This is a genomic window from Candidatus Symbiopectobacterium sp. NZEC135 (assembly GCF_025962695.1).
The window spans coordinates 1-518 of record NZ_JAGFPF010001524.1; the positions used below are offsets into that span (position 1 = coordinate 1).

Below are 518 nucleotides of genomic sequence, written 5' to 3' on the forward strand. Positions count from 1 at the left end.
AACGGTATTGCCTTCCAGACCAACATTCTGGCGTTGAATGCGGCCGTTGAGGCCGCGCGCGCTGGCGAACAGGGGCGGGGCTTTGCCGTGGTAGCCGGGGAGGTGCGTAACCTGGCCCAGCGCAGTGCTCAGGCGGCAAAAGAGATTGAAACCCTGATCGATGAATCCGTCAATAACGTCAAGATTGGCTCGGATCAGGTCGCGCTGGCAGGCAGTGCGATGGAAAATATCGTCAAGGCGGTGACCAGCGTGACGGATATCATGGGGGAGATTGCTTCTGCGTCGAGCGAACAGAGCAAGGGGATCAGTCAGGTCGGCCAGGCCGTGGTGGAAATGGATAGCGTGACACAGCAGAACGCCGCGTTGGTGGAGCAATCGGCTTCCGCCTCTGCCTCGTTAGAAGAGCAAGCGCGGCATCTCAATCAGATCGTCTCTATCTTCCAATTGGCGACGCTGGGGTCAGCGCCAAAAGCCGTGGCGGTACGTAAACCGGTAGCAACCAGTGCGGTGCCAGCATT

The 518-nt window shown here is 59.1% G+C and carries 1 protein-coding gene; it reads left to right on the plus strand.

Annotated features, from left to right (window positions below):
- Window positions 1–518 (plus strand): methyl-accepting chemotaxis protein (locus J5224_RS35160; RefSeq protein WP_264629406.1); only part of this gene is annotated, 518 nt, incomplete at both ends.